This is a genomic window from Shewanella sp. ISTPL2 (assembly GCF_013283205.1).
In the GTDB taxonomy this organism is placed as follows: Bacteria; Pseudomonadota; Gammaproteobacteria; order Enterobacterales; family Shewanellaceae; genus Shewanella; species Shewanella oncorhynchi.
Genome location: NZ_JAAPAV010000001.1, coordinates 4,440,879 through 4,453,576 on the forward strand (window position 1 = coordinate 4,440,879; position 12,698 = coordinate 4,453,576).

General features: G+C 44.7%; 12 protein-coding genes and 1 pseudogene. 3 read left to right on the plus strand and 10 right to left on the minus strand.

What is annotated here, in order from left to right; translation table 11 throughout:
- Positions 1-106: 106 nt before the first annotated feature.
- A pseudogene (locus HUB64_RS19730) lies at positions 107-265 on the plus strand (sugar phosphate nucleotidyltransferase); the annotation flags it as partial.
- A gap of 53 nt (positions 266-318) precedes the next feature.
- On the plus strand, positions 319-858 hold the full coding sequence (gene rfbC / locus HUB64_RS19735; protein ID WP_173497674.1) for a dTDP-4-dehydrorhamnose 3,5-epimerase: 540 nt from the start codon (positions 319-321) through the stop codon (positions 856-858).
- A 150-nt stretch (positions 859-1,008) separates the two neighbouring features.
- Here the strand turns inward: rfbC and HUB64_RS19740 are convergent, their stop codons facing one another.
- From HUB64_RS19740 to panB, 6 genes are all read right to left on the minus strand, one after another.
- A complete protein-coding gene (locus tag HUB64_RS19740) occupies positions 1,009-3,375 on the minus strand; it encodes a YjbH domain-containing protein (protein WP_028761138.1) in 2,367 nt (788 codons plus the stop codon).
- Positions 3,375-4,160, minus strand: coding sequence for a capsule biosynthesis GfcC family protein (locus HUB64_RS19745; protein WP_173497675.1), 786 nt, complete (start codon positions 4,158-4,160; stop codon positions 3,375-3,377). Before HUB64_RS19745 ends, HUB64_RS19740 begins: the two co-directional genes overlap by 1 nt.
- A 10-nt stretch (positions 4,161-4,170) precedes the next feature.
- The gene (locus tag HUB64_RS19750) at positions 4,171-4,878 is read right to left on the minus strand and encodes a YjbF family lipoprotein (protein WP_173497676.1); all 708 of its coding nucleotides are present in this window, start codon (positions 4,876-4,878) and stop codon (positions 4,171-4,173) included.
- 143 nt (positions 4,879-5,021) lie between these two features.
- Positions 5,022-5,270, minus strand: a complete 249-nt coding sequence (locus HUB64_RS19755) for a hypothetical protein (RefSeq protein WP_173243905.1) — start codon at positions 5,268-5,270, stop codon at positions 5,022-5,024.
- Between the two features lie 182 nt (positions 5,271-5,452).
- A complete protein-coding gene (locus HUB64_RS19760; protein WP_028761134.1) occupies positions 5,453-6,577 on the minus strand; it encodes a patatin-like phospholipase family protein in 1,125 nt (374 codons plus the stop codon).
- 136 nt (positions 6,578-6,713) lie between these two features.
- Positions 6,714-7,556: a 3-methyl-2-oxobutanoate hydroxymethyltransferase gene (panB, locus tag HUB64_RS19765; protein ID WP_173497677.1), complete on the minus strand. Its 843-nt coding sequence runs from the start codon at positions 7,554-7,556 to the stop codon at positions 6,714-6,716.
- Positions 7,557-7,757: 201 nt separating this feature from the next.
- On the opposite strand from panB, the gene HUB64_RS19770 reads away from it, so the two are divergent.
- Positions 7,758-8,624 (plus strand): helix-turn-helix domain-containing protein, encoded by an 867-nt coding sequence (locus tag HUB64_RS19770; protein WP_254451440.1) that lies wholly within the window; start codon positions 7,758-7,760, stop codon positions 8,622-8,624.
- Positions 8,625-8,752: 128 nt separating this feature from the next.
- Here HUB64_RS19770 and HUB64_RS19775 read toward each other — a convergent pair whose 3' ends face one another.
- From HUB64_RS19775 to rcsF, 4 genes are all read right to left on the minus strand, one after another.
- Entirely contained in the window at positions 8,753-10,468 is a 1,716-nt protein-coding gene (locus tag HUB64_RS19775; RefSeq protein WP_173497679.1) for a proline--tRNA ligase, read from the minus strand.
- 255 nt (positions 10,469-10,723) lie between these two features.
- Positions 10,724-11,353, minus strand: a complete 630-nt coding sequence (locus HUB64_RS19780; RefSeq protein WP_173497680.1) for a DapH/DapD/GlmU-related protein — start codon at positions 11,351-11,353, stop codon at positions 10,724-10,726.
- Positions 11,354-12,088, minus strand: coding sequence for a tRNA (N6-threonylcarbamoyladenosine(37)-N6)-methyltransferase TrmO (tsaA, locus tag HUB64_RS19785; protein ID WP_173497681.1), 735 nt, complete (start codon positions 12,086-12,088; stop codon positions 11,354-11,356).
- Between the two features lie 192 nt (positions 12,089-12,280).
- A complete protein-coding gene (rcsF, locus tag HUB64_RS19790; RefSeq protein WP_105252035.1) occupies positions 12,281-12,661 on the minus strand; it encodes an Rcs stress response system protein RcsF in 381 nt (126 codons plus the stop codon).
- Positions 12,662-12,698 lie beyond the last annotated feature (37 nt).

A 12,698-nucleotide genomic window follows, 5' to 3' on the forward strand; every position in this document is an offset into this window, starting at 1 on the left:
CCTGCATTAACAGCCAACAGCCCTGTTATCTGTTCTTCCTGCTCGCGACATTTTGTATGCTACAATCTTGGCACTTCAACATGGCTTATCAATCCTAAATATTTCAATGAGAAAAGGCATTTTACTGGCGGGCGGTACTGGCTCGCGTCTTTATCCTATGACGCTGGTTGTCTGTAAGCAATTACTGCCCATTTATGATAAACCAATGATTTATTACCCTTTGGCCACTCTGATGCAAGCTGAGATTCGGGATATATTGATCCTTTTTATACCCTACTATTTCGCTGTTTCGTGCATGACTCTATAAGCAGGTATTGGATGAAATATAGCGAAACAGAATTAGCCGAAGTATTGGTGTTTGAACCCCAAGTATTTGGTGATGAGCGTGGTTTTTTTAAGGAAACGTTCAGGCAATCCTATTTTGATGCTTGTTTTACTGCAAGAGGATTTGAGCCTCCCGTATTTGTGCAGGAAAACCAGAGTCGTTCGCAATACAATGTCCTGCGTGGATTGCATTTTCAACAGCGTAAGCCACAAGGTAAATTGGTGCGAGTCTGTGCAGGGAGCATCTTTGATGTAGCCGTTGATATACGGGCCGACTCGGCCAGCTATGGAAAATGGGTTGGGCGAGTGCTATCGGCAGAGAATCATCTGCAAATGTGGATCCCATCGGGCTTTGCGCACGGTTTTTATGTTCTTAGTGATTATGCTGATGTTATTTATCAATGTACTCAATATTATGATCCTGAAGATGAAAGCGTTTTAGCTTGGAACAGTGCTGAGTTTGCCATTGATTGGCCATTAATTGCCGCACCGATTTTATCCACCAGAGATAGCCTCGCCAGTACACCCTCATAAAGCTAATCACTACTTGTATTAAATAAATGGCCAATAGAGTCGTGAGCTAATTTGGCAGTGCAGATTTTACTATTGTAAGTTAGTCCTAATGGCAGAAAACAAAACGGGCAAGAATTATCTTGCCCGTTTTGAGGTTTAGCTGCGTACTAACTATTTAATGGGGTCTACACTGGGTCTGGTATACCAAGGTGACCGCGCATCAGTCATATCAAATAAGTTGTATTTACGACCAAGCATTTGGCCACCGTCACGGGTCAACGGCATCCAAGAGAGGAAGCCACGGCTTTGAGTCGGTCTAATTGTCATTAAATCGAATGGGATCGAAATATAGAATCCCTTGGTAAAGCTACCTTCACCGTATTCTTCTGCCGACAAGTTAGTCTTAGTCGCAAATGCACCGACGATAACGCCACTATCAAACTGTTTTGAGAAATCGACAGTTATGCCTTTGTCCTCGGTAAGATATTGGCCTGCACTGACTTTTAGCAAGGTATTCGGGAACCACTTTGGCTGGTAATAAGCGGTCGCATGTCCTGTCACTACGCCTGTCTGCACTCGATAGGCGCGATTGGTCAGTGGGTCAAACTGATTTTCATCCTCGAAGAAACCAAACATGCTGTCAGGATCTCTTTGTTTCGCATAGTTAACATCAAAACCGAATGCCCATTCACTGTTTAGCGGTCGATAAAGGAATTCGGTACCTACTCCGCCATACATCATCTCTAAATAACCACCATAGGCTTGATAGGAGATGTTATCGCTCAGATTATCCATCCAAGTTAGCTGTAAGTTAGTCGCTCTGACCGTTGAGTCATGGACATATTGACGAATAAGCGTTCTTACGCGTTTTAAGTCGGTACCATCAGGTGGAACATCGTACAAAAATTTATCGTAGTTATCATAGAGATTCAAATAAAGTGATCCCGAAAGTTCCAAGCGATCATTAAATCGATACGCTGCACTGCCAGTAACACCTATGTTGAACATATAGAAACCTTCTGAACCACCGAAGGATTGCACCATAGTGGGGGCAATATCAAAACTTAATTTATCCAACCAATCCTCATGGGATTGGGTTACTAATGTTCCTTGAGGCGACCTTGGTACACTGATTTCTGTGCTATCCGCCATATCTGCATTGATATAACCATAGGTAGCTACTTGAGCGAATTTATCAGCGTCGATATGTGTCTCTGTTATCGGCTGCTTATAACGGGTTTCAATAAGACGATATTCAGTAATTATCTGCTTGTTCGTGTTATTTGCCAGTATCGTCGCCGCTCTATGGTGGGCTTCTTTACGGTCCATATACTTTACTTGATCTGCAACCACGGTCACGATGTGATTATCAAGATAGATTTTTGGATTGTCGTAACCAGCGATAGTACTAAGCTCAGTCGCTACTCTGTCCCAATCAGTTTGGCTGGGCATTTCAGCGTGGATAGTCGTGTTTGTAACTGGTTCTGACTTTGATGACTCAGTTGTTACTAATGGCTGAGTTGTTACCGTTGAAATAGCCGTATCGGTAGAGGATTGTGCTGTTTCTTCTGTACCGTCATGCGTTACTCTTTTACCCGACATAGGTACTGCTGCTATAGGTTTATATTTCTCTGCAGGAGTATCACGTTTAATTTGTCGTAAGTCATTGAAGTTAGTTTGCAGGCTAACACCTAACGTCCAAGTATTACCACGCTCATAGCTTAGGTGGAAATCACTCCAGCTTGTTGCTCGGTAGAGTAAGCCATAGTTAAATTTACTGTCTTGTGACATATCGACGCCACCACCAGTGACGGGGAAATCTGCTAGATAATCATTTCCATCATATTCTACTTTTACTCGTAAAGGTTCCCACGGCGTTTGATATTCAATACCGCCATATAATGCCGCACAGCCTTTAAACCAACGTTGGTAGTCGACAGTTCCACCTTTTCCTCCAAAAGATGTGTCTCGATCACAATTATCATTAAGATCTTTTTTATCCGAAGTCAGGTTACCGCTATTTCCTATATAGCCCCAGCCTATCCCTAAGGTAAAGTCGACTGGACCAACACGTTTAGTGGCCGCAATAAACTCGCCATCAAATAAGCCTGTACCGCCAAAATCTCTTATACCAATAGAAGTTTCTGGTAACCAGTAACTTTCTTCCACTAGACGGACTTTAAAATCGATACCTTTATCAGTGTACTTGGTGTTACCGCTGAAACTCGGATCGTTACTGTAGAGTAGATCTTGTACTTGGGTATAACGAACCGTAGTTTCAAACCAAGGGAATAATTGCACTGAAGCTGAAAAATGCTGGTATTCAGAGTTATAAGTTGTTGCAAAATTAAACTCACCCTCAGGAGCCATACGTCCTGTAGGCATTTGCATTAATCCTACACCACCAAAGTCCGATTGTGAGGCTAAGAGTGGAGGATAGCTAAATTCATCGGCTTGGATATGGAATAAAGGGAAAAGAGCCAGAGCAATTGCTGAAAGTTTACTTAACGTAAGATTAGAATGGGTAGCGTTATTCATTACAGAGCCCGATTCCTTAATAATTCAATAATATTGGCGTTCAATGTGCTGTAGTCTTCTACTAAGTCTGAAAATTCAACATAAAGGACAGCTCCTGGAGCAATATCTTGCGCTTGAGCATTCCAATAGGCTATTGGTTGTTTTAGTGCTTTACCATCTGGTTGAACTATCCATACGAAGCTATTATCAGCGTTTTCTAATGGAATTGCTTTCGCTAAATAGTCTTTACTATTTTTATTGACTTGCCATTCAAAACTTCCCGCTTTAGCTACCGCACCCATGACAAGTACAGTCGTAGGTCTCTGAGGTAAGATAAGTTCGAAACGGCCATCAATTAGAGGGTTGTATGAGTCATTTATCCTGATTAAATCAAGATGTAATGGCTGCATTACGCGCTGTCCAAGTTTGATTTGTCGTAAAAACTGCGCAAGTTTTGCAAGCTTTGCTGTATAGATACTGTCATCTGCAGCTTGACCCATTTGTGCTAGTTGGGACAGGGTTTCTTTGCGTTTAGCTTCTAAAGCGGCAGTGTTTTGGATATCGAGTAGTGCTGCACCCAACCAATAAATAGGGGTTATCTCTTTATGATTGTTTTTATTATGTATTTGAAGTTGTTGTAAGCCGTCCAGTACTACTTTATCAAGACGAATCGATGTTGGATAAAGTAATTCAACTTGTGCATCTTGGTTTGACGACGTTGTAACTAACAATTGAGTTTCAGCCTGAGCTACTGTCGCTAAAACAGAACTGAGCAGTAGCGCTAAGGGCATTAAATAGGATCTCATTGGGACTCCACTAAGACGCAAATGGCTTGAGTAATGTAATTTCGATAAAAGGCTGATTAGGGGCAATTTTTTGACGACTCTTAATCACATGACCTGTTTCTGGTGTTAGCCAAAATTCATTTTGATACTGAATATTGAGATTATCTACCGAAACTGATTCAAGGTAATGTAGCGCTTGGGTTGGAGTATCGTTGATGAGAATGTTTTCTTTAGCAATAAAACTAAAATGTGAATTTACGCGGTAGCCAAAGTGATATCCGGGTTGCCAATCAATCGTTCGAGTCCATGTTTTGGGAGTGCTATCTAAATGTAAGCCTAAGAGTATAGGATCTGGCTCATTGCTTTCTACTGCAATTAAATCACCTGTTAATAGGTTGCTCGTCCTAACCAATCGTCCATTTATTGTTACTAACATGGCTTTATCTGCAGAGAGCCATTTTAACTCTGTTATTGCAGGAGTCGGTGGCAGCGTTAAGGTGAACTTAGGCTCTGCAAGTGCAAGTACAATGAACGCTTGAGGTATACCATCGATTCGAGCATAGATACTGGCATAGGGGATATTATTAACTTGCTGTTCCGACAATTGAGTATCTTTGTCACCGATAAAGGCTAACTTCAAAGTATCGTTAAGTGCGCTGATTCTTTGGCTACAAGCGGTTGTGTTTACTAACACAATCGAGATTGTCAGTAGTGACAGTAATTTTTTATATATACGCATCCGAGTTGCTTATTCTCAATTAGGATTAAATAGCGAATTTAAAGAGGTATCAGACAGATTTCAAGTTATGAAATTAACTTTGTAAACACTCAAAAAAAACAACCGCCCATAAGGCGGCTGTTTAAAAGCATACTAACAATAGCTTAGTTACCAGTGCCTGTAGTTGTACCTGTGCCAGTACCTGTGTTGGTAATTGGGTTACCATCAGAACTGTTAGAGATAACAACTGCGCCAGCAATTGCAGCAGCAGCAGCTACGCTACCAGCAACGATAACACCAGTACTAGTGCTTGCAGCAGTACCAGTACCTGCAGCTTCGCCTTCAACTGCATTTGCAGCCATAGAGCTGAATGCTGTGATTGCAACGATAAGTGCTAGTGAAGTTTTTTTCATCGTGATTCCCTTTTTGAAAAAATGTGCATGATTTTTTGATAATCTAGTACAGCATAGTAAGCGATGCAAACAAAATTATCAATGTTAAATCCATCTTCTTCCTCATGCGAAAGTTTGAATTTCGGCACTAATATTATCCATTTTGCATGATTTTTAGTGAAGAAACTGATTAAGTCGTTAGCTTATTTTAAGCAAAAGAAATCTTTAAGTTCATCGATTTTTTCCATGGCATCTTTATAGCCTAAGTCGATTAAAGCGCTGGTATACGTTTTTTCGAAGAGTAGGTAGGACACAATACTTGAGTCTGATTGCCTGTCTATACCGATGAAGCCGAGTAAGGTTTTAACGGCCCATGGCATGTCATCATAGAAGCGGGCAGCAATTTTGCTGAGATCTTCGCTAGGTTTGATGACTAGGGCTTTAATCGGATGCAAGGCGAGTTTGTTACGGCTTGACTCAGGAATCAGGCTTAAAGTGTTATTGATCCTTTCTAGTCTCTCAAGGTCGCTATTTAAGGTATCTGAAAAGATGGTATCGAGCAGATGACCCGCTATTGTCGCTGTTTTTGGGTGATATTCTAGTTCCATAGGAAAGTGCTTGTGCGGGCTCTCTAAGTTAATGACTAAGAGTTTTTCGGCGCCTAAATGAATAGGGCTTGAGAGCGGTGCTAGCTGATGGACTGAACCATCACCATAATAGGCTTGGTTGAGTTTAATGGATGGAAATACCATAGGGATTGCCGAACTGGCGAGTAGGTGCTCGGTATTGAGCATGATACGTTCGCCACTGCGACGGGCACGGGTCCAGTTTTCGATTTCTTTCGCGGCTTGGAAAAAGGTCACTGAGCGAGAGTTATTATAACAAGAGGCATCCACACTCAGTGCCGTCAGTGAGCCATTACGGATATTACGGTCGATACGTTTAAAGTCGATAAGCTCATTGAGTAAGCCTCTTAGCGGATCATTATCGAGCAGACTGCCTGCATCGGTATTGACCTTATCATCTTGCATGCCTTTGAGGGCCATTTTCGTTAGATGGCTGAGAACGCCTGTGATCGAAGCTCGGTAGACTTTTCGAGTTTCAAAGTGACGCCAAACCCATTCGAGTTTTCTGACACCAAGGTGAAAGCAAGAGGCATGGGTAGCGATAGCGGTGCCATTGATGGCACCCGCAGAGGTTCCGCAAATAATTTTAAAGGGAATACCATGATTGCGTGGATAAAGCTGGACCAGTGCTTTTAACACGCCGACTTGGTAGGCCGCCCTAGCGCCGCCACCGCCTAAGACTAATGCAGTTGATGTAGGCAATCTTCAGACTCAATTTATTGTTTTAATAGTTTTATTAAAGCAACGCCCCCCTATAAAAAGCAAGTCGGTAGACTCAATTAGTTGTAAATTTCGATTTATCGTTTATTCGATTGCTGGAACATTTCGCTTTAGACAATTAATCCGCTGTAACTTTGGTCGTTTTGCTGAGGCCAAAGCAATGCTCCGATGCTGGAAACTCACCCGTCCTCACTTCTTGGGCATATTGGGCGCAGGCCTTAGTGATCAATGATCCTAAGTCGATATAGCGTTTAGCAAATTTAGGCGTGTAGTCAGAAAATAAGCCTAAGATATCCTCAGTCACGAGCACTTGACCATCGCAGGCGGGTGAGGCGCCAATGCCTATGACTGGGATTGAGACTCCTGCCGTAACTGTGCGCGCCGCGAGCTCGGATGTGCCTTCAATCAGTATGCTAAAAGCGCCTGCTTGCTCAAAGTCTTTCGCTAAACTAACGAGGGCTTCGATGGCGGCGGCATCCCTTGCTTGGGTTTTAAATCCACCCAATTGATTCACGTGTTGCGGCATTAATCCTATGTGTGGCATCACAGGGATCCCTCGCTGGGTTAAAAAACGAGTGGTGTCGAGTATCTCTGCGCCACCCTCGAGTTTTACCGCCTGCGCGCCTGTGCGTATTAATACTTGGCTGGCATGTCTGAAGGCTTGCTGAGGCGATACTTGATAACTCCCAAAGGGCATATCGATAATAACGCAGGCATGTGCTGCGCCGCGAGTGACAGCAAGACCATGATTAATCATCATTTCTAAGGTAACCCCGAGTGTAGAGTCTTGCCCATAAACCACCATGCCGACGGAGTCGCCGACGATAATCATATCCACATGGGGATCGATCAGTTCTGCCATCGGCTTTTCATAGGCGGTGAGAGCAACTATGGGGGTTTTACCTTTCATTTTTTGTAATGTAACGGGCGTTACGCGGTTTTTATCCATGTGGATACTCATGTCATCTCCAATTTATTCAGTCTGATATGACATGTTAGCGTTTGCTGCTTTGGCTTAGGCTCGATAGATTGACTTAATGTCTAGATAAAAAGACACTTATTTACAAAAGGTGCTTCTAAACAAAGAGGCGCTTCTATAGGGAAGAGGCTCGATAATACGAAAAGAAGCTTCGATATAAAAATCACTTTGGGCGATAACATCTTGAATCAAGTCACTGACACGCATTTATCCCAGCTGCATATTACTCAGTACACGCAGGTCGCACCTTCACGTTTAGCCGCCGCAGGGCTAAGTGCCTCCATCATGTTGCTTAAGCGAACACTCAAGCCGTTTGAACATGTGCAGCGCCATAGTCATTCCTGGGGACAGGTCATTTATGCCAGTCAAGGCGTGTTGAGTGTGATCACGCCTGCGGGGCGTTACATTGTGCCGCCTGAGCAAGCGGTGTGGGTGCCTCCCTTTGTCGATCATGAGGTTATCGCGCTAGGTCAGGTGCAATTGAGTAGTCTGTATTTGGATGAAACCCGGATAGGCGGGTTTCCACCCGACTGTACTTGTTTGAGTGTGAAGCCTGTTTTGCAGTTATTACTGCAAGAGGTTAATGCCTTAGTGAAGAGTGAGGCTGGGCTAATTGATCCCGATTTTAAGGATCGCGTCATGCGGCTCTTGATGGTGATCCGTGATTTTATGGTACTCGCCCCTAAGGTCGCCTTGGATTTACCTTATCCTAGGGATAAAAAATTACTGCGCATTACCGAGGCTTTGCTTGCCGATCCAAGTCAGCAACGCACTTTGGTTGATTGGCAGCGGGAGGTCGGTGCCTCGGCCCGCACGTTAGCGAGATTATTTAAACAGCAAACTGGGCTGAGTTATAGCCAATGGTTGCAAAGGCTTAGATTGCAGGTGGCGATTCAAATGCTCAGCCGAGGTGAATCTGTGCTCACTACAGCGTTATCCTTAGGTTATGCCTCGGGTTCAGCCTTTGGTTATATGTTTAGGCAGTTGATGGGCGTCGCTCCGAGTCAGTACCTGTTAGCGCAAAATACCTTGCCAAAAATACAGAGGTAAACAGCCACAGATAAAAAGTCATGTCGCGAGCCAATGTGAACGATGAAGGTCAATAAAAAACGCACTTAAGCTGGGCTCAAGTGCGTTTCGTTTTTGATCTTCAGCTTGTCTACATTTCGCGTTGAGGATTAGCCTTTAACTGCGTTTTTCAGGAAGTCGAGCAGTTGATCGAATGGAATATCTTGTTTTTCACCAGTGCGGCGGTTTTTGTATTCAAATACGCCGGCATCGATATTGCGATCGCCAATCACCACAGTGTGTGGGATACCAATCAGTTCCATATCGGCGAACATCACGCCTGGACGCTCTTTACGATCATCCAATAACACTTCGATACCCGCTTCGTTTAAGTCTTTGTATAACTGCTCGGCGATATCGGTTACGCGGTGCGACTTGTGCATGTTCATTGGCAGAATGCCTACGCTAAATGGCGCAATCGCTTCTGGCCAAATGATGCCACGGTCATCGAAGTTTTGTTCGATGGCTGCTGCCACGATACGGCTCACGCCGACACCGTAACAACCCATTAGTAGCACCTGTGACTTGCCATTTTCGTCAAGTACAGTCGCGTTCATCGATTTAGAGTAGTTAGTGCCCAGTTGGAAAATATGGCCCACTTCGATACCGCGTGCCATAGCATAAGTGCCTGAACCATCAGGTGTTGGCTCGCCTTCGACTACGTTACGGATGTCGGCAACTTGCGCTGTCGGCAGATCGCGTTCCCAGTTGATACCAAAATAGTGTTGGTCATCAACGTTAGCACCAGCGGCAAAATCGCTCATTACGCTAACGCTGTGATCGATAACGATAGGGATTTTAAGACCGATAGGGCCAAGTGAACCAGGACCAGCGCCAATGGCGTCACGGATCAGCGCTTCTGGCGCCATTTCCAATGGTGATGCGACTAAGTCTAACTTGTCAGCCTTGACTTCGTTGAGTTCATGGTCGCCACGAACAATCAGTGCCACTAAAGGCGTCGCTTCTGATGCGCCCATTACGATTAAGGTTTTGACGGTTTTAGTGATATCCAAATCAAACTGCTCAACTAATTCTGCAATGGTCTTCGCATTTGGGGTATCGACTAAACGCAATGCTTCAGTGGCTGCGCCGCGTGGTTCAGTTGGCATAGGTGATTCGGCTTTTTCAATGTTAGCGGCATAATCGCTGCCCGTTGAGTAAGCAATTAAATCTTCACCGCTTTGTGCTAGAACATGGAACTCGTGTGACATGCTGCCACCGATTGAACCCGTATCAGCTAAAACTGGGCGGAAAGCTAAGCCCATGCGCAATAGAATGTTGCTATAGGCTGTGTACATAGCCTCATAGGTTTCATTCATGGTATCGACGTCAAGGTGGAAAGAGTAGGCGTCTTTCATCAAGAATTCGCGTGAGCGCATCATGCCAAAACGTGGACGAACTTCGTCACGGAATTTGGTTTGGATTTGGTAAAGATTCAGCGGTAATTGCTTGTATGAGCTGACTTCTTTACGAATCAGATCGGTGATCACTTCTTCATGGGTTGGCCCCAGTACGAAGTCGCGATTGTGACGATCTTTAAAGCGTAACAGCTCGGGACCAAACTTTTCCCAACGACCTGTTTCTACCCACAAGTCTGCCGGTTGCACCATAGGCATTAGAATTTCAATTGCACCGGCTTTGTTCATTTCTTCACGAACAATGGCTTCGACTTTACGCAGTACACGTAAGCCCGTGGGGAGGTAGCTATAAAGGCCCGACGCATTACGACGGATCATGCCCGCACGTAACATTAATTGATGACTAATGACTTCTGCATTGGCAGGAGTTTCTTTCTGTGTTGATAGCAGGTACTTGCTGACGCGCATTACCGATGTCCAAATTTGAGTTGAATGGTCGCCATTTTATCACCTGCTTTGGTGATGTCACCTAGGGATTTAGGTTAAATTCAACTAGCTGGGAGATAAATAGCATTTTTTGATGCTGGATAACGGATAACGGATAACGGATAACGGATAACGGATAACGGATAACGGATAACGGATAACGGATAACACAAGGAAGAGCGCTGCGCTGTTAGAGCGTGACTTCGTCACTGCTGGTATCAAGATTATCCTTACTGCTTACTTATCCCGTCTATCACCAATCACTTTGGCGGGGTTGCCTGCCACTATCGCCCAGTCGGGCACATCTTTCGTTACTATGCTGCCCATACCCACCACAGCGTGATCACCAATGGTCACACCATCGACTATGCCTGCCTGAGCGCCAATCCACACATCTTGGCCAATAACAATGCCTTTGGAGTTGGCAGCTTGTTGATATATGGGGGTATCTGGCGCCATGCCATGGTTAAAGGCGTAAAGGGTGACATTATTGGCGATGCGGGTTTGATTGCCTATCTGAATCCCGACCCTGCCGCCATCGAAGGAGCAACCATGATTAATCGCCACTTCGTCCCCTAACGTGATAGGCCCATGTAAGAAACAGTCGGCGGCGATCATGCAGCGATTACCCATGCGGATATTACGATTGGGTTCGGCAAATAACTGCGCCTCGGGGGCGATAAAGCATTGCTCGCCGATGTTGATGGTTTCGAGGGCACAAAGTTTTGCTTGAATATCGTCTTGCCAAGGTTTAGCCCAGATTAAATGTTTCTCTTTTAAAGAAAAATACAGCCACGGCATCCAAGAGAGCCGCTTTTTATGCTGGTTTTGATAATCAGGTTTTGATGTAGGCGTTGGCGCAGACATTTAGCCAGATTTCCCCGGTTTGAGTTCCAATACCAAGATGTATTCTTGGTCATTATCATCGACTGCCATTTGCCAAAACACATCTAAATCATAGAGGGCGACTTGATATAACTTAGGATCGTCCTTGGCTTTTTTGTAGGCGGGACGTGGATCTTGGCCGAGCACTCCGCGGATAAGTACGGCTAAATCTGTGTAGGTTTCCTGCTCGGCGTAACGCTCAATCTGTGCCTTGGCATTATCGGAATACACCACTGAAATCAGTTTTGGGGCGTCTTGAGCAATGCCGCCTACAGCATCGGTAATCGAATCTGAGAAAGGAATGTATGGCTTAATATCAATTATCGGTGTGCCATCGAGCAGATCCATACCGGAAATTTCGAGGCACACTTTGCCCTTGCGCTGCACTACGCCGTGCAATTTCACTACAGACTGACCTATACCATTGGGGCGAAAAGTGGAGCGAGTGGCGAACACGCCGAGTTTTTCATTGCCGCCTAAACGCGGCGGGCGCACTGTGGTTTTCCAACCTTGGGCAAGATTCTCATGGAAGCAAAACAGTAACCAGAGATGGGAATATTGCTCTATGCCACGTACCGCATCGATATGATTCACATGGGGCTCTAGTTCGACATAGCCGCGCGCTTCAACAAGTCCGGGTTGTCTTGGAATGCCAAATTTTTGTTTATAGGGTGTGCGGCATGTTGCCACTGCGATAATTTGGTTGGTAAATGTCATGCAAAAAATTACCTAAAGGGTAAGTATAACAACCGCCTAAGTTCATCATTCTAAGCTCATTATTAAGGCCCATCTTTGTGTGCTAATAATGCAGCGTTGGTCATGAAGCGTTAGCCATTAAGCGGTTGATAGGGGCAATCTTAGAACACTATAGGATCACGCCGCGAGCAGTATGCTTAATATGCGTGAGGCTTACTCTGTTGTAGCCGTTTTTACTGCTTGACCAACGCATAATGCACGGCTGATACAACCTTGGGCAGCTTCTTCAAATATGACACATTGCTTGATGATAATGCCGTTAGCCCCTTTATCTGCTGCATTGCGACGGGCTTCGGTTCTGGCGTCGGCAAGTGATGCGGGCGCACCGTTGGTATCGGCCTGACAGGACTCACCTTCGACCAATCCTTTTAATTCATAATGGCCTTTCGGTAAGGTATCGCCTTCATAAAGGATGACATCGGATGCCTTGAAATAGTCATTAATCGCCTCACTGTCCAAATTACTGTTAAAACTGTAGTCGCTTGCACAGGCACTGAGCAGGAGCACTAATGCACTTGAGAGGATAATTTTCATGGTTTGACCTGAGGTTGAGGAGAAAACTGCGCAGCCT